This window comes from Halostella pelagica, assembly GCF_004762015.1.
Taxonomy (GTDB): Archaea; Halobacteriota; Halobacteria; order Halobacteriales; family Natronoarchaeaceae; genus Halostella; species Halostella pelagica.
Map to the genome: position 1 here is coordinate 66278 of NZ_SJES01000004.1, position 23802 is coordinate 90079.

The window sequence follows — 23802 nt, forward strand, 5'->3', positions numbered from 1 at the left end:
GCCATGCCAGGGCCTGCAACTCGGTGGAGCGATGAGGAGCGCATCGAGGCCGTCCTAACTGTTGCTGAGGAAATCGGACATCCGCCGACCACGAGCGAATACCGCAAACGCTCCACCGACGACATGCCGTCGGTTGAAGCAATCCGGAGTGGATGGGCCGATGAACGTGAACCGTGGTTCGCGGCGCTGACGGCGTCGGGCTTAGATGTCGATCTCAGTCGCCACCGTGGCGGCTCACCGACAATTCATGATTGCAAGAGGGGGCTGCTTATAGCGGCTGCCGAGCTGGCCGAACGACCGTCTCCAGACCAGTACCGTGATTTAGATATATTGCCGAGCGTCCCAACCATCTACGATCGCTATGACACGTGGTCTGATGCCGTGGAATCAGCATTGGACTCAAGTCCAATAGTCAAAATGCTCGTTGACGATGGCGCTCGGTACATACCTGATAATTCTAACATACAGGTTCGAACAACTTACGGCCTCTCTACTCATGAGTACAAGGGGGGCGCGATCCAAGCTAAAGTAGCAGCACTGCCTGGTCACTCGGATACTGAGATCGCCCATGCGCTGTATTCCCAAGCCGATGAAGAACGATGGCAAAGTGAAAAAAGATCCCTCAGACACAGCGCAAAACTGACGAAAGGCATCCGGGATGAACTGAGACGCATCATCAAAGGCAACGGGAACCCGCCTCAAGTTCTGGGGCGAGAACGCCGCCTCTACGAGAATTACGGTGAGCGATTGCCGGAGAAAGAACGTGCGGATGTTAAAGCGGTCATCGTTGACGGCCATAGCGGATCAAAACAAGCGTCCGAACGTGGGGTCATCGAAGAAACTGTTTACCAGAACGTTCGCAGTGGCCGGGAACGACTCCGTGAGGTTGCTATGGAGGAAGGTGTTGAATGGGCTCCGTCTCCAAATGATGAATATCCGTTGTAGACGCTAATATGAAACTACCGCTGTCGTCGCCCCCGGAGACAAGGGCCGATTAGGATTCACACAGATCGTGCTCACTCCTCTGCCAGCGTCAGCTTGACTCGCCAGCGTCGCGTCTCGTCGAACGACTGCCGCGAGAGCGTCCAGTCGCTGACCAGATACGACCCGTCCGACAGCACTGCATCACTGGGTGTCGATACCGTGATCGTCTGGCGGTCGTCAGGCGTCGCATCCGTTACGGTGTCATCGCCGTCAGCGACCGTCTGGTCGACGACAGCATCCGGGACGCCGCACGCGTCCACGAGCGCTGCCGCCTGCGCATCCGACAGTGCCAGCGGAAGCGACCAGTCCCCGCCGGCCGTCGTACCTGTCTGGCTTATCTGGCCGACTTGCTCGTTCGACAGCGCGAGGTCGCCCCGCACCGTCGAGATCGTCCAGTCCTCGCCTGTTTGGTCGACCGCGCTGAAGACATCGCGGCGCTCGTGGAGTCGCTCGACGGAGATGTCGAGTTCCAACCGATCCGCCGCGACCTGCTGTTCCTCGTAGCTCTGTACGTACCCGGAAAACGCGTCAAACGGTGGGTCGTAATCCAACGGCGGGGTGACGTCGACGGCCTCGGCCCGTCCTGCGTCGTCGTCGAGTCGCCAGCCGCCGCCGAACTGCGCCGTCCGACTGTAATCCCCGGACCGGTCGAACTGCCGCCAGTGGTCGATGCCGGACCGGTCAGTCGGGAACGACAGCGAGAGTGCTGTCGGGGTGAGTGTGACTGAGTCGGTTGGCGCAGGCCAGCCGTTTATCGTCCACCACGAGGCGGCGATCTCGCTCGTTGTCCCGGACGTGGTCGTCGTCCCGACCGTCGACGGAATCTCCACAGTGCCGGGAACAGCCACCGCCGAGTGGGTTGTTGACTCCGTGTTGATCGTCGTCGCTGTGACCGGCGCAACGCCGGGACTGAGGGTGGCCGACTCACCGTTTGATGTCGTCGTGGCGCTCGTTGCTATGGCTGTTGTCGAGCCCGCGACGAGAGACGCCGCGTGTCCGGTCGTCGTTGTCCCGCCGGTCTCGGATATGATGGCTTGTGGGGTCGTGACCTCGTTCGACGAAGCACTCGTCGCGGAGGTGTGGTCGGTGTTTCGCTCAACACGATAGTGATAACTCTCCCCATAGGAGGCCGTGTCGTCGACAAACGACGTGGTGGTGGGTGCTACTGATCCCACAGTCGACCACGAAGCTCCGCCGTCGTTTGAGCGTTCAATATCTACGCCGCCGTCAGTCGAATCGTCGTTGGTCGTCCATGTGACTTCGATGCTGGGCATTAGTGAGTAAGTGCAGCGGGTCGGACGCGAACGTTACTGGTTGGTCGCCGAGACGTTGGACGGTGCCGGGAGGTCGGTAACGGCGCTATCTTCGTTTGAGACAGCCGACTCGCCGGCGCTGTTGTACGCTGTCACTCGGTAATAGTATTTCTCCCCGTCCTCAAGACCTGCGTCTGTATATTGGCTCACGCCCTCGGTAGACGTGAATTTCAGCCCATCCCACCACGAAGCAGCGCTTGTCCCACCCCATCTACCAGAACTGTAGTCCCAAAGCTCTACAGTTTCGACGTCGCCAGCCCCCCTGAGCGAATATGTACCGGAATATGATGCGCCGCTGCTTAGACCATCAAAGCTTACCGTAACTTCGCCAGAGGCCCAACTAAAGTCCCAGACGACATGGACCCACTCATCATAGTTCCCGCCGCTATCGACTACTCCAGACGTATTAGCAAATTCCACGGCAAATTCGGGGTTATCCGTCATGGTACTGCCAATATAGTTTCCACTGCTGTCTACGAGACGGACCCCCGACCCCGATGAGTTACTCTTTTCTTGATAGTAATATTCGAACGTCTCAGGTTGTGAGCCGCCAGAGAATGGGGTCCATGTGGCGCTTGAGCCAGATGATGTGTTGCTGCTATCGTAGAAGGAATACGACCCGTCGTAAACCCTATCAGAAACCTGGCCCCCACTGTTTACGGTCCATATCGACATGTCCTCGAACCCGCCATGTGTCTCAACAGTTGTAGACGTATCTGCTATTTGCGAATAGTCCGACGTCGACGATCCAGAGGACTCCGCGCGGTAGACGTAGAAGCCATCTTCGTCGTCAGAGTTGTCCGTCCACGTGAGGTCGATGTCATCAGCGTTGGCACTTGCGGACAGGCCGGATGGGGCAGTCGGCATCGTTATGCCACGTTGATGATGCCTTCGGAGCTGAATTGGATCGTCACATCGCTCCCGTTCAGCGTCACCAAGTTGCCGTTGGAGTTCGTCGCTTCGTCTTCGATGGCGATGATCCGGTCGTCAGCCGGCGTCGTGTCGTCCCCGCCGACCTGCTGGAACACGATCCACCCCTGAATCGTCTCGCCGCCGTCGAGGCCCGAAAACGTCACGTCATCGGCGTCGAACTCGACCTCACCACCCGCCGCGTCGACGGTCACGCTGGCATTCGAGACAGTCTGCCGACTATACGTCGCATCTTGGATTTCTTGGGCTGTCGTGCCGCCGTCGAGCACATCGCTGACGTACTCGTGGTTGACCTGGTCTGGCGAATATGCGGTGCTGTCGTTGAAAAGCGCGACGCGAAGCGTCGCAGTCTCGACGTCGATGTTTCCGCGGCGGTACTCTCGGATCGTGGGGTAGGGTTCGATTGCTGTCATCTTTCTTCGTGCTCTGTTAGCGCCTGCGTTCAGTTCGATTGTCCGCGTCGGAACAGCTCGGTCTGGACGATAGCGGTCACGAACCCGAGACTGTCCGATGCAATTTCGATGTCGTTCGTCCCCGGCGAGAACTCACCCGAGATGTCGACCGTCGTTCGGAACTCCCCGGACCCGATGTTCGAGGCGACCTCCGACCCGCCGACGAGAACGTCGACGTTGCTTGCAGTCTCGCCGGCGAATTCGTTGAGCCCGGGCTCAAACGCTGCCGTACTGCCGGTGGTCGTCGACTCGGTCGCCCCGAGAGAGGCGTCAGACGTCTCGGTCGATGTCGTCCCGAGTTCGGCGCTGCTCGTCGTCGAAATGTCGTGATCGTGACGCCCCATTTCCAGGTAATGTGTCTCGAAGTCGACCGAGGCGTCGGATCCCGAGATGTTGTACACGTTCCATGCGAGGTCGTCGCCGTTGACGTTGCCGGGCACGATGCCCGAAACGACGACTGTTTCGTCGGCGGCCATCTCGATCGGGTTCGTGTCGACGATGCCCGACTCGCCCGTGGTCCGATTGTTCAGCGAGATCTCAAGTGAGCGTTGTCCGCTGCTGGCGTTGCGGACGTTGATGAGCGACGAGACGAGAAAGGTCGGGTTCCCGACCGTGTACGTGTCGACATCGGAGCCGGACGTCGCAGAGACAGTCACGACGCCACCATCGTTATTCGGGAAGTCTGTCGTCGATGGCGACGTTGACGACCCGCTTGTCGCGCTCACATCATGGGTGTGCTTCGGGTGCGACACCGAGACACCGTGGCTGTGCTGTGGGTGGGTCACGCTCACGTCGTGGGTGTGTCCAGCGGGAGACACGTACGCGCGGTATGGCAACGAGACGACTGTGATCTCGGCACGCTCCTCGCGGACGACATCGTCGGGGTATTGATACTCGCCGACCGCGTTGTACGATGCCGAGATGGGCTGGCGGCCGACTGCTCGGAAGTTGTCTCGGTCGACAAAGCCCTGAAACCCGCGATTAAACCGCTGCAGGTCGGTCTGCGTGCCCGCCGGGTCGCCCCGGGTCGCCAGGCGATTCGACAGTAACGCGACGTACTCTCTCCCCCGTTTCGTCAGTCGTTCGGCGAGTTCGATGATCCTGAGCATCCTGTCGATTCCGTCGTCGGGAAGCCGGACGGTGACGCGGTCGCCAAGCGACAACTGCTCGTCGACGACAGTCGCGCGGATATCCAACCGGGTTGGTTCGCCGTCGTATTCGGTGACCTGCCGATCGATAATCGACTGCAACCGGCTCTGTTCGATGACGTCTTTGTTCTCGTACTTCCGCCAGATCTTTCGGCCGCCGGCGTAACTGTCGGCGACGGCGGTCGCCGTGACCTGGTTGCTTCCCTGCTGCGCGCCGAAGCCTTTGATGTGCGTGACGTTATCTCGGGATTCTTCGGTGATTTCGGGCTGGCCGATCACGTTCTGGTTCGACGGCGACAGTGTCAGATTCCGGTCAGCACCGACCCGGCCGACGTAGTCAAGAGTCGCGTCGGGATGCCAGCGGATCTCCCCGCCTGCAGCCTCGACGATATCCTGTAGTTGCTTCGCTCTGTCCGCGTTGCTAAACGTCATCGACAGCGCCGATGCAATCGTCTCGACCGTCCCCGTCGAGACTGTCGGGACCGCGTCGACGACGTCCTGGACGATCGTGCTGTCGGCGACGTTCTGATACACGGACTCGGGGGAGGACGGTTCGGCGTCGACGAAATCTAGCGCGAACGAGGCGATACGGATCGTCCGGGTCCCCGCGCCGCCCTGGACGGTGGCCCCGCGGATCTGTCCGCCGCCACCGCCACCGTCCCCCGCGCCGTCGAAGCGGCCGCCGGCCCAGTCGCTCCCGTCCGATGGATCCTCGATGATGAGGTGGTCGTTGCGACGGTCGAGGGCGTCGTCGAGCGTCGCCCATTCGCCTCGGGACAGCGCGATCGACGCGTGGGGGAACGACCCCGTCAGCGTCGACCCTTTCGCCGCAGTGTCAGCGCCGACCGTCGTTTTGACTGTGCCGTCCGGTGCCTCCGCTCGGAGTGTGATTGGTCCTGTCATCGGTATGCGTAGCGGCCAGCCTCTTGCTCGACCGTGACGTCGACGTCGAGTGCGTCAGCTAACTCGCTGATGACGCGGCGGGTCTGTTGCTGTTCGCGGATGAGGTCGTCCGTGCGGTCGGTCGACTCAAGCGCGCTCTGGACATCGCCCTCGACATCACCAACCGCGACGCCGGAGTCCTGCGCCTTCTCCGTCGTCGGGGCGTCGAGGACCATCTCGGCCCCCTCTTCGGCGAGCATCCCCAGGCCGGGTGTGGTGGCAAGCCCTCCGGACGCGAACATGTCGAGCCCCCCGAGCGCGTCATCCGTTGATGTCCAGTCGTCGGAGATGCTGACTCCTCCCCAGCCCCCGTCGTCATCGTCATCGTTCCCGCCGCCGAGTGCGTCATCTGTCGAGGTCCAGTCGTCAGAGACACTGATATTGTCCGGCGGCTCAGGCCAGTCGATGTCGAGATTGCCGTTGTAGGCTTTCTTGACGATTTCGGGAGGCTCAGGCCAGTCAACCTCGATCTCGAACGCGGACTTGATCGCGCTTGTGACGCTCTCGAACGCGGACTTGAGTTTGCTCTTTGCGGTGCTCGTGACCCATCCCGACAGGTCGGTCACCGATCCCGTCACGTCACCGTATAGTGTTCCGTCGCCGGTGCCGGTGAGGTAACTGACCCCAGCTTTGGCCCCGTCAACGAGCGCGCCCGCGCCGGTCTTCACTGTCGATTTCCCTTTGTTTTTCAGCCAACTGACGCCGGTGTCGACGCCGCGTTTCATCCACGATGCCAACGATCGGCCAGCGCTGACGCCTTTCTCGAAGACGTTGAACCCCGCCTTGGCCCCGTCAACGAGCGCGCCCGCGCCGGTCTTCACTGTCGATTTCCCTTTGTTTTTCAGCCAACTGACGCCGGTGTCGACGCCGCGTTTCACCGTCCCCGCAAACGATCGCGACTTATCCACACCCATTGCGAGCACATCGAGCGGGGAGAGGAGGCCGCTGACGAGTGCACTCCCAGCGGAGCCCATGAGGTTGCCCGCGTTGTTGACGAGCCACGTCGCAGCGTCCTCGATGGGCGTCCGAAGTGCAGAATTGCCGACTAACCCATCGTAAAGTCCTGTCACGCCTTCGATGAGGCCATTAACAAGGGCCGATCCGACGCCCAGCATGATGTCTGGGACGTTGTTGACGAGCCACGTTCCGCTGTCCGCAAGGATATCCCAGAACTTCGAGTCCTTTCCCCGAAGGGGATTCGTCATGTCGATGACGCCTCGACGGATCCCGCCCCCGATCGCTTCCGTTGCATCACCGACCAAACTGGGCGCGGTATTTTCGAGGAAGTCCGTGCCACTGTCGACCATCTCCGTGAGCGCCCCGCTCTTGCCGTTCGGCCCCACGAGGATCGTCTGGAGGTCCGTCGCCCCGTCAACCGCGCCGGCGGTGAGGCTGTCGAACCCCTCAGAGATGATCGTCGATCCCTCGGTCTCCAGCCAGTCGTTAGCATCTCGGGCCCCCTCACCGACAGCGCTTGCCAACCCGCCACTGCCGCTGTCGCCGACGAGCGCGGCCCGGACGGAGTCCGTTGCACTATCGGCAGCGTCTTCGAGGCTGCCGAAGGCACCCGACCACTTGCCGTTGGCTGCCCGTCGGACAGCGTCGCCGGTCGAACTGAATGTGTCGCCGACGCCCCCGACGGCCTCGTCAACCTCTTCGTTCGTGTCGACGAAATCGCTGAACAGGTCGGCTCCTTCCTCGAACTGTTCGCGGACGTCCGGCATGATGTCGCCGCCTAATTCCTCGGCGACATCGATGAACCCGCCGAATCCCTCGACGGCGTCCATCACGTACGGGAGCAGTTTCTCGCCGATGCGAGTCGCGACGTTGTTGACCTTGTCGCGGAGCAACTGCATCTTGCCCTGGAGCGTATCAGTCCGCATCTCCAGCTCGCGTTGCAGGCTTGTCCCGTTCTCGAACTGCTTGTTGACCGTCTGTTGGGCTTTGTCGGCCGACTCGATCGCTTCGGAGAACCGGCCGAAAGACTCGACGCCACGTTTCCCGAGCGCATTGGACAGGGCCTCAGATTTCTCAGTATTCCCGTCCAGACCCGTGGCTATTTTCTCCATCAGCGCTTGCGGCCGCTCCTCGCGCATTTTCTTGAACGCGTCGGGACTCATCGAGAGCGCAGACGACAGCTCCTGCACCCGCTTCGGATCCGTGAGTGCCGATGTCATCTGCTTCAGGGACCCGCTCGCTCGCCGCGCAGACGGGCTGACTTCGTTCATGGCTGCCGAGAGACTGAGGACCTGGTCAGTACCAAGGCCGAGTCGGTTCGACAGCGCGATACCAGCGCGCTGCGCAGTTTCTGTCACTTCCCCGGCGTCTGTTTTGAAGTTATCCGCGAGCGCGTTCGTCGCGTCCCCAAGCTTCCCGATCTGGGAGATGGGCGTGTTCGTTGCTTGGGCGATTTTCGCCATCCGTTTCCCAAGCTCGTCGGCTGGGAGATCCATCGCCGTCGACATCTTCCCAGCAGTCTCGACGAATTCGGCAATCGCCGATTCTGACTCGACGCCATATTTCCCGGCCTGCTCGGCGAGCTTGGTGAGCTCTGACCGGCTGACGGGGATCTCCTCGGACAGTGCCATCAAGTCGTCGCGCAACGCTTGTGCCGTCTCCTGGTCCGTCACCTTGGCGACATCCGTCATGGAACTCTGGAAATCGCTGGCTGACGAGGCGGCTTTGCCGAACGCCGCTGCGACCCCGAGCCCTGCGGCTGCCCCGCCGGCGACCAGCACGGTCCCCAACTTCCCGAGTTTGCCTTTGAGCCCCGCCGTTGCGGCCGACGCGTCGCCCATCGCTGACTGGAACTGTGATGTGTCTGCTCCGATGGCTACTTGCACTTCTTCCGATGCGCTGACTGGGTTTTGCATTGCTAATTGAGGGTACTCTTTTATGACAAGTGTCCGAACAGCCAGGCATGGCGAACAAAACACGTCATGAGTTCCGCCCGACCTGGGCTGCGTGGTTTTGGTTACTCGTGCTGACAATCGGGACGTTTGCTCCGTACGTGTGGTGGCGACGGCGCGGGGTGCGGTATGAGGTCACCGATTCCCGGGTTATCAAACACACCGGGCGGTTGTCCAACGCGACTGACGAGTTCCTGCTCGACGACGTGACGCGAGTCCGCACAAAACAGACTCTCGGTGAGAAACTCCTCGGTGGTGGGACGATCACCATCGACACTGGAGTCGACGAGTTGACCATTAGCGCGGTGCCGAACCACACGGGCGTGGTCGAGACAATCCGCGAGACTCAGGCGGCGTGAGGTTCTGGACCAGATCATCAACCGGCGGTGATGGCTATTTCTCTGACCGGCCGGTTACCCGCTTGCGGCGGCAGGTCCGTCCAAGTCGTCAAGCAAATCCTGCCGGGCCGACTGCCGGCTCTGTTCAAGTTGGGCCTTCCGCTGCTGGACGGGTGTTGGCGAGGCATTCGACTCGGCACCAGCGCCGCGCTCACGGATGGCCCAACCGAGTTGCAGTACCCGTAATTCACGGCGAGTGTACGTAGCCTGTGCGGGTTTGTCCAAACCACACTCTGTGTGCAGCCAAGCCTGGTAGGCTGCGTATGCCTCGATCTCGCTTACCCCTCCACCTCCGGATCCGCTTCCGCCTCCGGCTCCGGGTTTCCCGAGGCAGACTCCATGGCGTCGTCGAGGGCCTGGGAGAAGTCGTCTTCGCCGCTGTCGAACAGCGCCGCGAAGACTGCATTTGCGAGGGCGTCGCTCAACGCCGGCCGGATATCGCTCCATGAGTCCGCGCCACCGAAGTCGTCGGGGGAATAGGGCAGAAACTCGTCAAACAGCTCGGCCCCCACTTCGTCGCCCAACTGATCGGGTTCGTCTTCGAGACGGCGACCCCATTCGTTACGCTGGCCAGTTGTCGCGGGGATCACCTCGATTTCAGCAGTACCCTCACCGCGCACTTCGACAGTCTTCTCGACTGGGAGCAATTCGCCATCCCCATCCCGCTGATGGGCCATGCTTGTTATACTCGGTGTGCTATCTGTCATGATTATCGTTAGGAGTAGCGGCGGGGAAGACCTCGCTCCCCGTGGGGGTCATCGGGATCGTGTTAGTCGTCGGTCGGTTCAGCAGTATCGGGTCGGAGTGGGGCCATTTGCTCCCACTCATTGTGGCATCTGATGCAAAGAGTGACGAGATTCGTCATAGCGTTTCGTTCTTCCGAATTGTCAAATTTCCGCGCGGGAGTGATGTGGTGGACATGGAGTTTGAAGTCGTACTGGTCTAAATGACTTTCTTGGGACAAACCGCATGATTGACACTTGTGGCCGTCACGCGATCGAACTTCGGCCTTCTTTTTATCATTCCACCCTTCTCCGTATGGTTGGGGTCCTCCTTTCCAAGTCCAGCCGTCGGGAGATGCTTGGTACTCGTGTTTGCAAATACGCGAACAGAATCGGTTAGGGTTGCCCGTCTGCTCCCGGAACTCGTTCCCACACCATTCGCAATCCACGATTTTTTTGCTACTGTCCCAGTTCGGATGGTTTTCGCCTTTGAAGGAGTTTGACCGCCATTCTCCCTCGCAATCCAGCGAACAGAACCTGTTGGGGTTTCCAGGAGTGCTCTCGAATTCCTTCCCGCACCATTCGCAAATTTCGTCCGGTGGCCCTCCCTCCCACCGATTCGCTTCTTCCCCTGTTTTCGCTTTACCTGCGCAACTCCGCCCGCAGTATTTCGCAAGGTCGCTCTCCGCACGGTATTTCTTTAGTTCGAATTCTTCCTCGCAGTACTGGCATGTCTTTGTGACCATTGGGTCACTCTGCCCTTCTATACGACATTCGACCGAACAGTATATCCCGGCCCGAGACTCCACTTCCTCGTATGTCTCGCCGCAATTCTCACACTTGCTTGTGACCAGGGCGAGGCTTTCTCCGTGGGCCTGGGCATGGTGTGTCTTCATCCCGCGATCGCTGCTAAACTCCTCTCCACACGTCGGACACTCGTGCCCTCCGCTTGATTCGTGTTCTCTGAGCGATTCGCCATGTTTGCTCGCGTGGTGTTGTCCAAGCCCTCGTCGGGTCTCGAACTCTCGCTCACACGTCGGACACTCATGCCCGCCGTCGTCACTCATGCGGCACCACCCCAGGCCAGCGTCGCCGCTCGGGAGTGTAGTCTGAGAGTAGAAAAAGGAGATGAGACAGTATTACATGCGGCCGGGACCGTCAGCCAACCGGGGCGTTGCACCGCCCCGAATTTGCCATGAATTTGCTCATCTCCTTTGCAGTCTTGGTTGCGGTCTGCACCGGAGGAGTGATAGCGCTCCTCCAGTGTACACCCGAGAGTTGGACACACCTGACCGTAAAGGTTGGGTTCTTCCAACTGCGGGCCAGCAAGTCCGACGACGAGTGATCGTCGTCGGGTAGGCTGTACAATAGTGACATTTTCTTGGTCTCGCATCGTTAGTCCTCCTCGCAGACGACTTCTTGCAGTTCCTCGAGCAAGTCGGGGTGATGCTCGGCCAGCAGATCGACGTCTGCCGTCAATTCGTCCTCGATTCGCCCGCGGACGCGGGAAACGGCCTCGTATTTTCGCTGTTGTGTGCCTTCGCCGGCGATCTGTTCGCGCTCCGTCTCGGTCAGCAGGGCACGGGTTCGCGCCATGCTGAATTGTCCTGCTTGGGACATGGTAGTATTTACTCACCATAGCCACTAATAACTTGGTACATTCACCAACCTTGGCACATACCCCAACCTTTAATGGGTTGGCAAATGTATCAAGTAGTATGAGGAGCCCGGTCCCTGTCGGGGCGTTGTAGTGCGGTAGAATGCCCGGGTGCGCCAACACCCGGACCGGACTTCTCGCATGAGGTAGTGAAGTCCAATGAGTACTGAAGAACTCACGGGTCTTAAACACGACCCCAAGACCGACGAATCGAGTTGTGATCATGAGTGGTGCGACGGTACGGACTCCGACCCGCTGCCGTGTTTCGGGTGCTACGAAGCGTGACGCCGCTTCGCGAGTGTCCCGTGTGTGGCGCGGTCGGTCTCCCCGAGCGCATCGACGCGCACGACTGCGAAACGTCCCGCACGAGGAAATTCGGTCAGAGTGATCAGTGAATGCCCGAGTCACCCGAGGTCGCGGTCGACTTGTCCCTCGAACGCCCATTCTACGAACTACTCCGGCTTGAAGTCGACCGTGACGATAGCAACTTCGAGTCCGTCGACGAGTTGATCGAGACGTGGGTGTGGGTCCAACTCACGAGGTACCACGATCGATTCGGGGCGCGGGTTGAGTCACCAATCAATGTGTCCGACGAGACAGTCGATCGGATGATGCTTCGTGCCGAATTTGCACGCCAGAGGGGGAAAGATCCCCAATTCGCTTGGTGGGACGTTGTCAGCGACTTCGTCCAAGTCGATCCTGTCATCCTTGACGAAGCAGGCGACGAAGTTCGCCCTGACTGGCTGGAATAGCGGCGCGGGCATCTTCTTTTAGTTCGCTTCTAACTCGATGGCGGGGCCGTTGTCGCCAGCGCTGGCGACGAACGTCTCCGAGATGGCCGCGGTCGCCTGTCCGGACGCTTCACGCTCTCGTGACCCGGGCGATTCCACTACCGTCCGCCGGAACCGCACGATGCCGCCAGAGAGTTCGTGCTCGATGTCGTTCTGCGATTTCTGCAGCGACTCCATCATGCTGTCGTGGCTGACCGTCGGGCCGGCGACGTCGGCATCGACGGTGGCCGTCCGGTCCGATGCGTCCACGGTCGGCGCTCGCGTGGAGTGGAGCGCCTCCGTCGAGAGGTCGTTCTCGACAGTCCACGACCCCGAGTTGAGACGTGGCCGTATCGGGGACCCGACGGGGCGCTCGACGCGGTCGCCGACGAAGTGCTCGTAGTTGGTCCCGATCGGATCGGCGTGACTGCCAGCGCCGAGCGGCGGGACGCCACGGTCGCCGTCGACGGGCTGGTCGTCGTCCGAGTAGGTCAGCCCGCCGGCGAGTTCGCAGACCACGGTTCCGCTGGTGTCACCCTCGACCGTGATGTCGCCCTCTGGCTCATCCGAGAGCCAGATCGAATCGACGTCGTCGAACGATTCCGTTCCAGCACCGCTGCCGACGTCAATGTCTTCGGCCGTAGTTCCGCCCTCGCTCTCGATCGTGGCGGTGAGACCGGAGTCGGCGTCGGGCTCGGTGCTGGTCACCGACAGTGGCTCTGCTTCCGAGAGTTGATGGATGGCGACGCTCCGGACCTTCCGCGGCTGGAACCCGAGTTCCATGAGGATTGGCTGTTCGCCAGACGGATCCAGCGTCGGTTCGACGCTCTCGACTTCCGCGCCCCGGACGACCGAGAACATGCGGATCCCAGCGCCGTCGTTGCCGCCGGGGATCTCCGTGCGCTCGACCATCAGCAGCGATCCGAGCAACTGGTTGAAGTCATCGCGGAGGATGCCGTACGCCGACGGATCGACCGGGTTGTTGCTGCCGTCGACGGGGAAGCGCTGGAGGTCGTACCCGATATCTGCACTTGGTTCCTCCTGGCCTCGGTTGTGGTCGACGGCGTCGGCAGTGCCGACAGCGTCCTGGCGGGCGTAGCTGACGCCTGGCTCAGCAGTGAACGACCGAATTACATCTGAAAACCTGTTCCACTCGGGGTCTGTCGGGACGCTCATCGGGCCGTTGGGTTCGACAACCCACTCGTGACGACCTGGCAACGTCCCAGATTCTGGGGTCGAATGTGCGTTTGCAGTTTGGCTCATGTGTTAGTCCTCGTCGTCTTTTCGTCGGATGCTATCGTATTCGGAGACGAGCGCCTCGCCGAGCTCCTGGTCTACCTGCGCCGTTCCAGTCTCGGCGAACTCGACAGGCTCGTCCATGATCTCGTCGTTGTAGAGGCGTCTCGTCGCGCTGTTCTCGTTGATAACGTACATCGTCAGGGAGTCTCCGTGTGTTTCAGCCGCGCGATCACGTACCGCCGGTAATGCGTCGGCGACCGCTCTGTGTCGTTGCTCTCGACTGGTTGCTCGGCGTTGACCCACTCGTAGCCATCCGGGACCGGCGGGCCCGAGCTGGACTCGTCGGCCTCGAACAGCACACGGTGTGTCTCGCGACCGAGCGCGTTCGCGACGACGTCCGGGTGCGAGCCTTCGCTCGCGTAGATGTCGGCGTCGTGGGGGCCGCCCCAGCAGTCGATCTGGACGCTGGTCACCACGTCCTGGATGCCGCCTTTGCCGCCGGCGTCGATGCCAGAGTAGCCCGTCTGCCCGCCGCCTGGGGTCGTCGGGTCCTCGCTGGCGATTGCGACCTGCGGGTACTCGTTCGCGCCGTCGTAGTCGGCGAACTTGATGTCGCCATCGGCAGTCGGATCGCTCGGGTCGCCCGGCGTGAACGTGACCGGAATCGCGGTCTCGTCGAAGTGCTCGCGCAGGTGCGCGACGAGGTCCGATTTGATGTCTCGGGCCACTGGTCAGTCCTCCACGACGGTCAGCACGGTCATGCCGCCGTCTTCTTCGTGCATGTCGAGCAGTCGGTACTCGGCTCCGGTCGGATGCTCAAGGAGCGTCGGGTAGCCGTCGTTGCTGCCGGCGGGACGGAGTGTCGTCGTGTCATCCGGAACAGCGCGGATCTCGAGATCGGTCTCGACCTCCGTGCCAGACGAGTCGGTCGCGGTCTGTGGCCGGCCTCGACGCTCGAGGACACCGACGATCGTGCCATCGTCACCGTAGGATGGCGTCGATCGCCCGCCGCCACCACTGGCGTTTCGGAGCTGGTACTCGCGACCTTGGGACTGGATCAGCCGAGCAATTGGACCGAGCATGTCAGCTCACCTTTTCGATCCGGATCGACGCGATCAGATTACCGGTGTCGCGGATGTCCTTGCGATCGGCGATCCGCTTCATCCGGTCCTGAACGGCCAGTGCGGCACAGCGGATGATGTTCTCCTCAGAACTCAGTGGGATGCCTTGGGATGACGAGATCCGACGGACCTCGGTCGCCGTGTTCGTCTGGACGCGTTCCGCTGCTGGGCGAGCGAACGGCCGAGCCTCCATCTTCGATGTCCCGAGCTCGTTGTAGATCGCGTACTCGACGGTCGGGCCTGCGATGTAGGTCGTATCGCCGTCGAAGTCGGCCGTGATCTGGTCGAACATGTCGGTCACGGCATCGAGCCCAGAGACTGACACGCCCCAGCTGCTCATCGTTTCGTCCCTTTGGTACTCGGCACAGAGATCGAGGCAGTAGGCTTCGCGCCACCGATCCCCAGTAGCTCATCTGTCGCCCCGAGGCGCTTGGCACGCCCCTTGAGTTCGTCGATGAGCGACTCCTCATACGTGACCGACGTTCGCCCAGTCTGGGACTGGCTCTCGGCGCGATCGTGCGTCGTCGCGATGTGGTGTGCCGCAAGCACTGCCTCGAGATCCCGACGGTCAGCCGTCTCCATTCCCGGCATCTCTTCTTCGCGCTCGATATCGCGCTCGATACGACCGAGGATGCCGTCGTCGTCCGGATCATCGTCTGCCCCTTCGATAGTCGCGTCGTCGAGATACGTGTTGATCTCGATGCGGACATCCGATGCGTCGGCCGTTGGCATGAGTTAGCCCCCCAGCTCTTTCAGCCGGGCGTCGATCGCGTCGGTTGCAGTCTCCCGGTCCTTGCTTTCCTCTTCGGCCTTCCGGATCGTCTTGATCAGCGCCGGATCCTCGACATCCTCGATGCGATCCTCGAGCTCGCCGACCGTGAGGTCCGCGGGGTGTGGATCGAGTTCGTCGATGTCCTCGTCCTCGTCACTGCCGTCGTCCTCTTCGACTCGTTCGAGCGTCCGCGGGTGTTTCTCGAGCGCCCCCTCGTGGACCTCGAGTTCGTCGCCTCGCTCGTAGTGTTCGCGATCGTAGCGGAACTCACCACGAACGATGCGAACGGTGACAGTAGTATCAGGCATAGCGGATCAGCTTAGGCGTCGATGCCGGTGATCCGGGCGATGCCGTTGATGCCGTCAGGCTGCTGGCGGACGAACGGCGTCCGCGAGGAGAGGAGGCGAGCGTTGAGCGCTGCGCCGCCGTCGGATTCCCAGGTCGTGTTCGTGACGCCCTGTGCGTTCACGATCTGGAAGTACCGCGAGTCGTTCAGCAGCAGGATCGCGCTGTCCGAGTCCAGGCGCGGCGCCGGGACGATGTTGAGGTACGGGTACTTCCGTTCGAGGCGCTCCATGAGCGGCTCATCGGTCGCCGAGGTCTCGTAGTCCTCGCGGTCGACTTCGCCCCACATCGCCTTCGGGACGAGGAGCCAGCCACCGATGTCGGAGACCAGCGGGACATCGTCTTCGTCGACGACGTCGGTCTGGTTCTCGACCGTGTCGTGGAGCTCCTTGACGTCGGCGAGGATGTTGTTCGGATCGTTGACCCAGCCGGACGATCCGGAGGCCTGCAGGATCTGCTCGACGTCCTGGTCGAGACCCGCCACGCTCACAAGACCGCGCTCGGTCTGGACGTCGCCACCCCAGCCGCTCCAGAGCATGTCGTGCTCCGAGCGGTTGAGAGCGCGTCGGGCTTCGGTGCCGACGGAGTCGTCGAAGTCTTCACCGAACGCTCGTGCGTTCTGGTACTCTCGAGCGTCGATCTGGTACTCGACCTGGTGAAGCGGGAGCGGGACGCCGTCCAGGCCGAAGCCGGGCATGGCCTGCTCGCCCTGGGTGCGCATGTTCATCCCGGTCTCGGCCTCGAGCCGAGTGTTGCTCATCGGGTTGAAGTAGGCGTACCGCGAGAGCGAGCTCGAGACGCCGAACCCAGCGCCGATCAGCTGGTCGACGATCGTGCTCTCGACGAACTGGTCATCGAGGACCATGTCGGAGATCTGCTCCCACGAGTCCACGACGAGCGTCGAGTCTGCAGTCAGCTGCTCGATCGCGTTCTGCTGGCCGCCAGTCGACTTGATGCCGGTGGCCTCGTCCAGCTTGTCCCACATGTCCGGATCGAACGCGGACTCGGCGCGCAGTTGCGCGAGTGCCTGTTCTCGAACGTCAGGGACCGGGTTGTACAGTGCCGCCTGAGCGGTCAGGGGAATGCTGCTCTCGAATTCCTTTGGCCCCGAAGTTTCGGGGGCCGAGACTCTCGAACTCATTTTAGTAGAACTCCACGACCAGCAGGTCGTCCTCGTCCGTTCGCGTGATCACTTCGATGCCGCGACCGATCGGGTTCGACGGATCCGTTCCGGCGCCGTCGATGTCGTCCGTGATCAGCCCGTTAGCATCCCAGCCGACTTCGGCGTCGGTCGGGTCCGCAGTGGCGTTCGAAGACAGTCGAAGCCGGGCACGGTCGTAGCGGTTGAAGCCGACCGTTTCCGTGTTGTCGCCGGCAGCGTAGCTCTTCTCGAGCGCCGACGTGCCGGTGTCCGAAACAGCCATTCCGCCGCGGGGCGGGTTGCGCTGCTCGCGAACGACTCGCTTGGTGTCCTCGTCGGCAGTGGCCTGTCGGACGTGCCAGTTGCCGTCGGCGTCCTTGTAGACGGCACAGCCCGTGCCGACGTCGAAGGCCGCGTCGGCTTCGCCTTCCTGGTAGCTGTTCTCGTTGTGGAGCTGTGCGATGACGCTCTGTTCGCTTGCGATCATGTGTTAGATCAGTCCTCCTTGACGCCAGTGCCGTACTCGTCGACGGCGTTGCTGTCTCCGCCAGCGCCGGCGGTCAGCGTCGCAGCCTGGCCAGCGTTGCCCGGAATGCCCGCCGCGAGTTCGCCACGGATGCGCTTGTGCTCGCGATCGACGAGGGTGTCCGCCGAGGCCATGAGGCTCTCGCGGTCGTCCTCTTCGTAGTCGTCGCTCTTCGCGACGATCTCCTCTACCTTCTCTGCCTTCGACTGGCGATCCTGCGCCTCCGCGACGAGATCGCCGGCCTCATCCTCAGTGACGAAGCCCTGATCTCGGAGCGCGTCTCCGAGCTCGCCGACCGTCATGTCGCTGAGCGCCCGGTCACCGGTGGGATCGTCAGCGGGGTTGTCGGTAGGGTCGTCATCGGTGCTGCCGCCATCCTCGGCGGCGAGTTCGTACGTCTGCTCCAGTGTGCCATCGTCCATCGCGCTGACAGACTCCTCGTCGAAGCCCGCGTTCGCGGTCAGGAACGAGATGTACTGCTGTCGGGTGTTGTCGTCCATATTGAGTGGGGTGTCTGGGTCCACAGAGGATTCCGCCCCTTCGTTGCCGGCCGATGCAGTCGCCTCCGCATCCTCGCCGTCCATCACGCCGTCAGGCGCGACGCCGACGAACGCAGAGTCAAGATAGTGCCCGCCGTCACTGGTCGGGATCGCGTCGGAGACCTCGCCGTCCGCGTGGTATCGAAGCAGTGCGAACAGCGTCTGGTCTCCCTCGAGCGACTCGTCAAGATCGATCGAGGCGCTGGTCTCGTAGTCGCCAGCGTCGTACGGCTCACTCGAGCCGAGTTCCGGACCAAGTCCTTCGCCGACGTCGGGGTACTCGTCGCCGGGCCCGTGGAGCGTCACCATCCACGGTGCGTCCTCGAAGCCGGCGTCGTCCAGCTCGACGGCCTCGCCATCGGTGGTCTGGTCGGGCAGGTGGACGCCGCCGCGGAAGTCGTTCGAGTCGATGATGCCAGCACGCTCGGCGAGGCGCTCGACCAGTTCACGGATACCGCCATCGTCACCGTCCTCCGCTGCGGTCAGCTCGTCCCCGATATCGGTCGACCGCGTGAACGATGCAAGGGCTTGGCTCGGGCCCCATTCGACGGTGTTCGAGGGACTGTCGCCCTTCGAGACGACCGACAGGTCTCGGAACTTGATCTTCTCCGCGATGTATGCGCCCGTCTCTGGGTCTTTCTCACCGAGGACGAACTGCGGGTGAACCGAGACCTCGTAGCTCCCGGCCTGAACGCCCTTCGCGACGTTCTCGTCATGAGTCGTTGCCTCGTAGGCGACGCCCTGGACGTTGTCGAGCCAGCCGGCCTTCGGAACCTTCCCGACCGTCTCGTCGGTCGGTGGCGGATACTGCGGTCGACCAGCCTCGTCTGCAGGATGGTCGACTGTGAGCGGTTCTCCGGTCTGTGTCTCGGCGGCGGCGCGCAGGTTCTCCTCTGTGAACAGGACGGGCGTCCCGTCATCCATGTGGAGGATATCTCCCGCAGCGACTGCGACGCCGGAGAACCGCCACGGTGGGCCGTTGTCCCCGTCATCGTCGCTGGCGAGAAGCTGCGCTGTCCGCGCCGAGACGCGGATATCGTGTGTGTCTTTCATTGGTTGAGTCGGGCCAGGTCCTCGCCCCTCACACCGGCCGCTCCGATCGCGGCAAGCGTGGGTATCGTACGGGGGTCATCAGCGAGTTGTGTCAGAAATCAGGCTACCTGTCGAGCGACGGCTCGAGCAGGCTTTCGGTGAACGTGTGCTGACGCGGTCACCTCGCCATCGCCGGTGTAGATGGTCCACGAACACCGGCAATTTGGATGGCGAGGCAGAACACTCCGCATCTTGTCGACCGTGTACGGTGCGTCCGCCGCCACCGCGATGCACAGGTCACAGGCGTTCGGCGCGAGGATCGGCTCGACCTTTTTGACACCGAAGCGTTCGTACTGCTCGGCCGCAGCCATGTGCCGGGCGTTGAGGATCTCGGTACGTGCGATCGTCGTCGCCCGAGCCATCGCGCCTCGAGGTGTCCCATCGTCGACGGTGCCGATGACGTCCGTGATCCGGCGGCCGGCCTCTCGAGGGCCCGTGCCTTCACCCAGGGCTTGCGTGAGTTCGCGGGAGACCTCTCGTCCGATCTCGTCGGTCAGCCCCTGTAGCTCGTTGAAGTTGCGCGTGTAGAGTGTCTGGAGCGTATCTTGATGCACAGGCCTCTGGAGCGTGATCCCAATGTCTGACTCGGGCTCGCCCAGCCCCGCCTTCCGGAGATCGGTGTTCGCGCTCCGGGTACCCGTCTCGTAGGCCTGCCGGACGTAGCGGTTCCCGTTCCGAGAGATGACATCGAGGACCTCGTCCTCTTGCGCCTGGTCGAGCCACCTCCGGAACCCCTCGATCTTCTGGTCGTTACGACTGAAGCTGAAGTCCGGCGGTGGGTTGGCAGCGGTCAGTTCGCCCAGTCCGAGGACGTCCTGCTTGCCGACGAACTCCCGAACGAGGGTGTTGATCCGGGAGTAGCCCCCACGGAGCTTCTGCGCGTAGCGCTGGCGGACAGTCTTCGTCTGGGTTGGATCCTCCGAGCGCGCAGCTGCGACCAGTTGCTGTGGCCCGTGATCGTGGTCGTGATCATGGTCGTGGGCGTGGCCCGCGGACATCAGTCCTTGTCCTCCGTTCCACCGTCGGCGATCGCCTCGCCGACCTCGCCCTGGAGCTCCTCGAACTGCGCCTGGACTTCTTCACTTCCCTCGTCGACGAACGTCTCCTCGATCTCGTTCATCTCGCTGGGGAACTCGCCGTCCTCGATGATCTTCCGCTGCTGCTCGCGGCTGAAGTAGTCATCCGGACGTCCACCAGTCCACTTGTTGAGCATCTCTGCCCGGGTCTTCTGGATGCCGGCGAGATCGTCGGCACTCAGTTCGTGGAGCGGATCCCACCTGACCGAGTACGATGACGGACCGCCTCGAGGCGTCGGTAGGACGTCGTACTTGATCAGCCGGTCGATGATCGCCCGGACGATCGTCGGCGTGACGAACTGCTCCCGTCTCTCCTGGACCTTTCCGTACCACTCCTTGAGGTCCTGTGTGGTCGCACGTTCCCCGCTCTCGTTGCCCTTCAACACGGACTGGGGGATTCCGGTCTGGGCCGATATCGCCTCGATGTTCGGGTTCGTGACCAGCGACGGATCGATGTCCTCGCCACCGAGGCTCTTGACCTGATCCGCGCCGTGCGTTCGGAGCACGTTCTCGAGGCCAGACTGCCACCGAGCGAGGTGTTCGCGGAGTTGGTCGCTGCCCTCCTCGACGTCGAAGTCTTTGTCGATGTTGATGTTGATGCCCCAGGCCGACGCTCGATACGCGAGTTCGCCGGCGCTGCCGAGGCTCTTCTCGATGTCGACGATGTTGTTGTAGACGGGCTGCTGCCGAGGGATCCCGCGGAGGTTGTCGTCTAGGAGCTGGTCGGAGTGGACGTGGATCACGCGGCTGTGGTGGACCCACATCGTGTCCGGCCCCTTCCGTTCGATGCCGAACTCCTCGTCGTTCTCGTCGCCGAGATCGAGCTGGTACTCGACTGGTTTCCCCCACCGGCCAGACCCGGGACCTCCGAGCCGGACGTCCTCAACGGACTCTCGAGAGAACGGCTTGAGGCCCTGGAGGCTTTGCGGATTGTCGACCTCGCTGCCGAACCCATCCCCTTTCTCACCCTTGCCGACCTGGCCCTGCTCGATATCATCAAACTCGAGGACCAGCACGCCGAACGTGCCGATGCCGGCGAGCATGTCGGTGCGGCTGGCGTAGTGCCAGAGATCCTGCTTCCGAACGACCGTCTCGAGTTCCTTCTCGAACTTCGTCTGATCGCCGCCTTCTTCGGCGTCGTCGACGACGCGCGGAGCATCACGCCAGGACGTCATCGACGGGAGGAACGTCACCGCGAAGGCGTACGGGTTCCGCAGCGCCATCGCGTAGTAGTCCGTCGCCGTCGGGTTGGGATCCCAGTCGAAGACGTCGTAGTAGTCCGGGACGCCCTCGGCGTCGATGTTCTCCCCGAGCTGGTTGGCCAGAACCTGGCGCATCGCCATGTCGACCTGTTCGGCGGCGGCGAGTTCCATAGTCTTGTCGTCGACGGCCGGTTGCTCCTCGCCGGTCGCCTCCTGGACGTCGTCGTCGCTCGCCGGCTGTTCAGTCTCGGAGTCTTGTGGTGTCTCAGACATCGTTAAAATCACCAAGTACCGCTGCCGCTCGGGCCATCATCTTCCTCGGGCTGGAGTCCCTCAGCGGCCGTGATCGCCATGATCGCCGCGTCGAGATGGTCCGGCGAGTGGCCCAGCCGGTCCTTGACATCGGTCTTCGGATCAGCCACGTAGACCTGCTCGTTGCGGCCCTTGACATAGCGCTCCTCGAGGGTGAGCTCTCGAGCCGCGATCTTCAGCTCCTTCCGGAGCCGCGAGTCGGTGAACTCACCGCCGCGCTCGAGCCACTTCCCGAGTTCGCACAGTCCCTCAGTCCAGCGGTCTTTGTACTCATCCGACTGGACAGCGTTCGCACCGGCCTTGAACCGGTCGACGTTGGGGTATCGCTTGGCCGTGTCGTCGGCCTTGCCCGATCCCTCGCCGACGGCGTCGATCGAGATCTGCGAGTTGGGGTCCTCGTCAAGCTGGCCCCACATCCGATCGAATTGGACGGTGTGATCGGTCCCTGGCTCAGAGTACTCGACCGTGAGGACGCCCATGCGCTCGTCGATCTGGACGGTTCGGTCACCGGAGCGGGCAACGTCGATCCCCGACCCTTGCCTCGAGCCAGAGTCGTCGATGCCGTCCTCGACGTAGCCGGCGTCGACGAGGTCAGGCTCGATGGGACGGTTCTTCGTCGCTCCCGCCGGCGGCATGATCCCGGCGAAACGCCGGTACCACAGCGTGTTGAGGTCCTTCCGGAACTCTGAGTTTCCAGGCAGCGACATCGCTCGAGCCTCGTCGTAGCCCGGCCAGACCTCGCCATTGTGCGCCTCCCACTTCTTCTTGAGCTTGTGGGGGCCGGTCAGGCCGGGGATCCGCTCGCCGTCGCGATGCCCGAGTTCGACATGGACGTTGTGAGAGTCGAAAGTCGAGAATCGGAGTTTCTCTGGCTCGAGGCCGATCTCGCTCATGTTCGCAACCGCGTTGGTCTCGTCTTCGGGCGGGTTCGAGATGACGACCATGCGGTCGTTCTGGTCGGAGATCAGCGAGTCCATCGAGTCCAGCGTCTCGAGGTCGACGTCCTTCTTGTCGGCTTCGTCGACGATCACCAGGACGTGGTCGTTGTGAACGCCCTCGAGCTCACCGGGATCCTCTGGACTGATGACCTCGAACTGCCACGTCGGCTCACCGTCGACGTCGATATGCGGGTTCGGCGACCACTTCCACTCGCCGAACAGCGGGCTCGAGCCGTGGAGACCCTCGGCGTCGGCACAGAAAGTACGCTTCAGCTTGCCGTAGGTTCCAGAGGTGACCACGACCGAACTCGGGTAGTGACGCTTGTGGAACGCCAGCGCGAGGGCAACGATCCCGAAGGTCTTCCCGAAGCCGTTGCCACCCTCAAGGTGCGTGTACTGGTGGTCGGCGACGTGCTCAAGGATCTCCCGCTGCTCGGGAGAGAGTGTGACACCGAACCAGTCCTCCGCAGCCTGCCAGTACTTCTCCGACCCGGTGTAGTGCTCCGGAAGGCGCTGTTCGACGCTATCGGGGAGCTGCTGCGTGCTCATGTGCCATCACCTTGTGCGGACGTCTTCCACGCGTCTTTCAGGCTGCCGAGCGCGTCGGCCTTCTGCGACTCGGGGTCCTCGAGGAGGCCGAGGTCCTTGAGCCACTGCCGGCGATCGATGGAGAGTTTCTTCTGGGCCTGTGTCACGACTGATTCGCGGTACTTTCGTTCCTCGACGATCTCGTCGCCGACGGACTTCTGCCGCGTCTCCTTGTCGACCAGCGGGTGGCCACTCTCGAGTTCCTCGGGTTTCTCGTCAGCCCACCGATCGAGGCCGATGTCCTTCGCATGGGTGACCGATATCCGGAAGAGTTCAGACTCGATCCCGAGCGGTGGCTCGCCGTGAAGATCGCGGTACTCCTCGAGGTAGTCGTCGAAGACGTCGTCGACGAACGACTGCATCTCGTCGTCGAGGACGTCTTGGTAGTACGAGTTGTGGTCGGCGTACGCCCCGTGCGTGACGGCGTTGGTGTTGTCCTCCGGGGCACCGCCGCCGGCGTTGCCCTCGGCATTGTCGTTGCCTTCCGGCGCGCCGGAGTCCTCGGCCCCGCCGTGTCGGTAGCACTTCCCGTGTGGGCCCTGCGCGTAGCCGCCACACCGTCCACCGTGGGACTTCGCCGTCCCGATGCACTGACCCCACTCGCCGTACTGGCGATCGCCGGTGATCTCTCTGGCCTTGGGATGGGCCTCGTCGTGGAACTCGTCTGGTGCTCCCATGGGGTTGAG

General features: G+C 62.3%; 26 protein-coding genes. 4 read left to right on the forward strand and 22 right to left on the reverse strand.

The window, feature by feature from the left end; genetic code table 11:
- Positions 1–3 precede the first annotated feature (3 nt).
- Positions 4–945, forward strand: a complete 942-nt coding sequence (locus EYW42_RS11100; protein ID WP_135535363.1) for a homing endonuclease associated repeat-containing protein — start codon at positions 4–6, stop codon at positions 943–945.
- Positions 946–1016: 71 nt separating this feature from the next.
- Here EYW42_RS11100 and EYW42_RS11105 read toward each other — a convergent pair whose 3' ends face one another.
- Positions 1017–1814, reverse strand: coding sequence for a hypothetical protein (locus EYW42_RS11105; RefSeq protein ID WP_135535364.1), 798 nt, complete (start codon positions 1812–1814; stop codon positions 1017–1019).
- Between EYW42_RS11105 and EYW42_RS11110 the strand changes: the two genes are divergently transcribed.
- The gene (locus EYW42_RS11110) at positions 1780–2091 is read left to right on the forward strand and encodes a hypothetical protein (RefSeq protein ID WP_135535365.1); all 312 of its coding nucleotides are present in this window, start codon (positions 1780–1782) and stop codon (positions 2089–2091) included. The two genes, EYW42_RS11105 and EYW42_RS11110, sit on opposite strands and share 35 nt — an antisense overlap.
- A gap of 200 nt (positions 2092–2291) precedes the next feature.
- On the opposite strand, the gene EYW42_RS11115 is transcribed toward EYW42_RS11110, so the two are convergent.
- The 4 genes from EYW42_RS11115 to EYW42_RS11130 are packed head-to-tail and all read right to left on the reverse strand — an operon-like array spanning position 2292 to position 8642.
- The gene (locus tag EYW42_RS11115) at positions 2292–3164 is read right to left on the reverse strand and encodes a hypothetical protein (protein WP_135535366.1); all 873 of its coding nucleotides are present in this window, start codon (positions 3162–3164) and stop codon (positions 2292–2294) included.
- A 2-nt stretch (positions 3165–3166) separates the two neighbouring features.
- Complete coding sequence (locus tag EYW42_RS11120; RefSeq protein WP_135535367.1) at positions 3167–3640, reverse strand: hypothetical protein; 474 nt, start codon at positions 3638–3640, stop codon at positions 3167–3169.
- 29 nt (positions 3641–3669) lie between these two features.
- Entirely contained in the window at positions 3670–5730 is a 2061-nt protein-coding gene (locus tag EYW42_RS11125) for a hypothetical protein (protein WP_135535368.1), read from the reverse strand.
- Positions 5727–8642: a phage tail tape measure protein gene (locus EYW42_RS11130; protein ID WP_135535369.1), complete on the reverse strand. Its 2916-nt coding sequence runs from the start codon at positions 8640–8642 to the stop codon at positions 5727–5729. Before EYW42_RS11130 ends, EYW42_RS11125 begins: the two co-directional genes overlap by 4 nt.
- A gap of 47 nt (positions 8643–8689) precedes the next feature.
- On the opposite strand from EYW42_RS11130, the gene EYW42_RS11135 reads away from it, so the two are divergent.
- Positions 8690–9037 carry a PH domain-containing protein gene (locus EYW42_RS11135; protein WP_135535370.1) on the forward strand — a complete coding sequence of 116 codons (348 nt, stop codon included), beginning with the start codon at positions 8690–8692 and terminating at the stop codon, positions 9035–9037.
- Positions 9038–9354: 317 nt separating this feature from the next.
- On the opposite strand, the gene EYW42_RS11140 is transcribed toward EYW42_RS11135, so the two are convergent.
- The 3 genes from EYW42_RS11140 to EYW42_RS11150 all read right to left on the reverse strand — a co-directional run bounded on the left by EYW42_RS11140 (position 9355) and on the right by EYW42_RS11150 (position 11394).
- On the reverse strand, positions 9355–9783 hold the full coding sequence (locus EYW42_RS11140) for a hypothetical protein (RefSeq protein ID WP_135535371.1): 429 nt from the start codon (positions 9781–9783) through the stop codon (positions 9355–9357).
- Between the two features lie 62 nt (positions 9784–9845).
- On the reverse strand, positions 9846–10865 hold the full coding sequence (locus EYW42_RS20545; protein WP_135535372.1) for an HNH endonuclease: 1020 nt from the start codon (positions 10863–10865) through the stop codon (positions 9846–9848).
- 328 nt (positions 10866–11193) lie between these two features.
- Positions 11194–11394 (reverse strand): hypothetical protein, encoded by a 201-nt coding sequence (locus tag EYW42_RS11150; RefSeq protein ID WP_135535619.1) that lies wholly within the window; start codon positions 11392–11394, stop codon positions 11194–11196.
- Between the two features lie 456 nt (positions 11395–11850).
- On the opposite strand from EYW42_RS11150, the gene EYW42_RS11155 reads away from it, so the two are divergent.
- Positions 11851–12207 carry a hypothetical protein gene (locus EYW42_RS11155; protein ID WP_135535373.1) on the forward strand — a complete coding sequence of 119 codons (357 nt, stop codon included), beginning with the start codon at positions 11851–11853 and terminating at the stop codon, positions 12205–12207.
- Positions 12208–12225: 18 nt separating this feature from the next.
- Here the strand turns inward: EYW42_RS11155 and EYW42_RS11160 are convergent, their stop codons facing one another.
- The 14 genes from EYW42_RS11160 to EYW42_RS11220 form a co-directional block, all read right to left on the reverse strand.
- A complete protein-coding gene (locus EYW42_RS11160; protein ID WP_135535374.1) occupies positions 12226–13488 on the reverse strand; it encodes a hypothetical protein in 1263 nt (420 codons plus the stop codon).
- Positions 13489–13491: 3 nt separating this feature from the next.
- Entirely contained in the window at positions 13492–13659 is a 168-nt protein-coding gene (locus EYW42_RS19490) for a hypothetical protein (protein WP_161972941.1), read from the reverse strand.
- Between the two features lie 2 nt (positions 13660–13661).
- The gene (locus EYW42_RS11165; protein WP_135535375.1) at positions 13662–14192 is read right to left on the reverse strand and encodes a hypothetical protein; all 531 of its coding nucleotides are present in this window, start codon (positions 14190–14192) and stop codon (positions 13662–13664) included.
- A gap of 3 nt (positions 14193–14195) precedes the next feature.
- Complete coding sequence (locus EYW42_RS11170) at positions 14196–14546, reverse strand: hypothetical protein (RefSeq protein WP_135535376.1); 351 nt, start codon at positions 14544–14546, stop codon at positions 14196–14198.
- Position 14547: 1 nt separating this feature from the next.
- Positions 14548–14925: a hypothetical protein gene (locus EYW42_RS11175; RefSeq protein ID WP_135535377.1), complete on the reverse strand. Its 378-nt coding sequence runs from the start codon at positions 14923–14925 to the stop codon at positions 14548–14550.
- Positions 14922–15317, reverse strand: a complete 396-nt coding sequence (locus EYW42_RS11180; RefSeq protein WP_135535378.1) for a hypothetical protein — start codon at positions 15315–15317, stop codon at positions 14922–14924. Before EYW42_RS11180 ends, EYW42_RS11175 begins: the two co-directional genes overlap by 4 nt.
- A 3-nt stretch (positions 15318–15320) precedes the next feature.
- Complete coding sequence (locus EYW42_RS11185) at positions 15321–15665, reverse strand: hypothetical protein (RefSeq protein ID WP_135535379.1); 345 nt, start codon at positions 15663–15665, stop codon at positions 15321–15323.
- 11 nt (positions 15666–15676) lie between these two features.
- Complete coding sequence (locus tag EYW42_RS11190; RefSeq protein ID WP_135535380.1) at positions 15677–16843, reverse strand: bacteriocin; 1167 nt, start codon at positions 16841–16843, stop codon at positions 15677–15679.
- 1 nt (position 16844) lies between these two features.
- The gene (locus EYW42_RS11195; RefSeq protein ID WP_135535381.1) at positions 16845–17330 is read right to left on the reverse strand and encodes a hypothetical protein; all 486 of its coding nucleotides are present in this window, start codon (positions 17328–17330) and stop codon (positions 16845–16847) included.
- 8 nt (positions 17331–17338) lie between these two features.
- A complete protein-coding gene (locus EYW42_RS11200) occupies positions 17339–18961 on the reverse strand; it encodes a hypothetical protein (RefSeq protein ID WP_135535382.1) in 1623 nt (540 codons plus the stop codon).
- 98 nt (positions 18962–19059) lie between these two features.
- On the reverse strand, positions 19060–19998 hold the full coding sequence (locus tag EYW42_RS11205) for a hypothetical protein (RefSeq protein WP_135535383.1): 939 nt from the start codon (positions 19996–19998) through the stop codon (positions 19060–19062).
- Entirely contained in the window at positions 19998–21551 is a 1554-nt protein-coding gene (locus EYW42_RS11210) for an anti-CBASS protein Acb1 family protein (RefSeq protein ID WP_135535384.1), read from the reverse strand. Before EYW42_RS11210 ends, EYW42_RS11205 begins: the two co-directional genes overlap by 1 nt.
- 8 nt (positions 21552–21559) lie before the next feature.
- Positions 21560–23077 carry a hypothetical protein gene (locus EYW42_RS11215; RefSeq protein ID WP_135535385.1) on the reverse strand — a complete coding sequence of 506 codons (1518 nt, stop codon included), beginning with the start codon at positions 23075–23077 and terminating at the stop codon, positions 21560–21562.
- A complete protein-coding gene (locus tag EYW42_RS11220; RefSeq protein ID WP_135535386.1) occupies positions 23074–23793 on the reverse strand; it encodes a hypothetical protein in 720 nt (239 codons plus the stop codon). The genes EYW42_RS11215 and EYW42_RS11220 overlap by 4 nt, the downstream gene beginning before the upstream one ends.
- Positions 23794–23802: the final 9 nt, after the last annotated feature.

Excerpts from the sequence above, each read along its gene's own strand:
- EYW42_RS11160 (WP_135535374.1), bottom strand. The coding sequence starts at position 13,488 with ATGAGCCAAACTGCAAACGCACATTCGACCCCAGAATCTGGGACGTTG.
- EYW42_RS11195 (WP_135535381.1), bottom strand. The coding sequence starts at position 17,330 with ATGATCGCAAGCGAACAGAGCGTCATCGCACAGCTCCACAACGAGAAC.
- EYW42_RS11120 (WP_135535367.1), bottom strand. The coding sequence starts at position 3,640 with ATGACAGCAATCGAACCCTACCCCACGATCCGAGAGTACCGCCGCGGA.
- EYW42_RS11190 (WP_135535380.1), bottom strand. The coding sequence starts at position 16,843 with ATGAGTTCGAGAGTCTCGGCCCCCGAAACTTCGGGGCCAAAGGAATTC.
- EYW42_RS11140 (WP_135535371.1), bottom strand. The coding sequence starts at position 9,783 with ATGACAGATAGCACACCGAGTATAACAAGCATGGCCCATCAGCGGGAT.
- EYW42_RS11210 (WP_135535384.1), bottom strand. The coding sequence starts at position 21,551 with ATGTCTGAGACACCACAAGACTCCGAGACTGAACAGCCGGCGAGCGAC.
- EYW42_RS19490 (WP_161972941.1), bottom strand. The coding sequence starts at position 13,659 with ATGTACGTTATCAACGAGAACAGCGCGACGAGACGCCTCTACAACGAC.
- EYW42_RS11205 (WP_135535383.1), bottom strand. The coding sequence starts at position 19,998 with ATGTCCGCGGGCCACGCCCACGACCATGATCACGACCACGATCACGGG.
- EYW42_RS11150 (WP_135535619.1), bottom strand. The coding sequence starts at position 11,394 with ATGGCGCGAACCCGTGCCCTGCTGACCGAGACGGAGCGCGAACAGATC.
- EYW42_RS11175 (WP_135535377.1), bottom strand. The coding sequence starts at position 14,925 with ATGAGCAGCTGGGGCGTGTCAGTCTCTGGGCTCGATGCCGTGACCGAC.
- EYW42_RS11130 (WP_135535369.1), bottom strand. The coding sequence starts at position 8,642 with ATGCAAAACCCAGTCAGCGCATCGGAAGAAGTGCAAGTAGCCATCGGA.
- EYW42_RS11180 (WP_135535378.1), bottom strand. The coding sequence starts at position 15,317 with ATGCCAACGGCCGACGCATCGGATGTCCGCATCGAGATCAACACGTAT.
- EYW42_RS11200 (WP_135535382.1), bottom strand. The coding sequence starts at position 18,961 with ATGAAAGACACACACGATATCCGCGTCTCGGCGCGGACAGCGCAGCTT.
- EYW42_RS11220 (WP_135535386.1), bottom strand. The coding sequence starts at position 23,793 with ATGGGAGCACCAGACGAGTTCCACGACGAGGCCCATCCCAAGGCCAGA.
- EYW42_RS11115 (WP_135535366.1), bottom strand. The coding sequence starts at position 3,164 with ATGCCGACTGCCCCATCCGGCCTGTCCGCAAGTGCCAACGCTGATGAC.
- EYW42_RS11135 (WP_135535370.1), top strand. The coding sequence starts at position 8,690 with ATGGCGAACAAAACACGTCATGAGTTCCGCCCGACCTGGGCTGCGTGG.
- EYW42_RS11155 (WP_135535373.1), top strand. The coding sequence starts at position 11,851 with ATGCCCGAGTCACCCGAGGTCGCGGTCGACTTGTCCCTCGAACGCCCA.
- EYW42_RS11215 (WP_135535385.1), bottom strand. The coding sequence starts at position 23,077 with ATGAGCACGCAGCAGCTCCCCGATAGCGTCGAACAGCGCCTTCCGGAG.
- EYW42_RS20545 (WP_135535372.1), bottom strand. The coding sequence starts at position 10,865 with ATGAGTGACGACGGCGGGCATGAGTGTCCGACGTGTGAGCGAGAGTTC.
- EYW42_RS11170 (WP_135535376.1), bottom strand. The coding sequence starts at position 14,546 with ATGCTCGGTCCAATTGCTCGGCTGATCCAGTCCCAAGGTCGCGAGTAC.
- EYW42_RS11125 (WP_135535368.1), bottom strand. The coding sequence starts at position 5,730 with ATGACAGGACCAATCACACTCCGAGCGGAGGCACCGGACGGCACAGTC.
- EYW42_RS11185 (WP_135535379.1), bottom strand. The coding sequence starts at position 15,665 with ATGCCTGATACTACTGTCACCGTTCGCATCGTTCGTGGTGAGTTCCGC.
- EYW42_RS11100 (WP_135535363.1), top strand. The coding sequence starts at position 4 with ATGCCAGGGCCTGCAACTCGGTGGAGCGATGAGGAGCGCATCGAGGCC.